Here is a 237-nt window from a genome sequence, read left to right on the forward strand (position 1 = left end):
GACGGGTTGAACGGTCAACAACAGCACCAAGATACAACTCATTGGCAATATTTGTGCAGCTCTCAACCAGGATTTTTGCAACCGGCTGACCTTTTTCATCTTTCTGGTAAGTTACCAGACGCTGGCCCAGCCACTGCTCGGCAAAAGCACGAATCTCATCGCGGCTTTTTACCAGTTTAAACCCACCTGCCTTACCACGACCACCAGCATGAACCTGAGCTTTAACTACCCAGGTAT

1 protein-coding gene is annotated in these 237 nt (G+C 48.9%); it reads right to left on the reverse strand.

Annotated features, from left to right (window positions below; all coding sequences use genetic code 11):
* Positions 1 to 237 (reverse strand): ATP-grasp domain-containing protein (locus ACY2RR_RS24730; RefSeq protein WP_490110856.1); only part of this gene is annotated, 237 nt, incomplete at both ends.

The organism is Parendozoicomonas sp. 2304DJ65-17 (assembly GCF_058148445.1).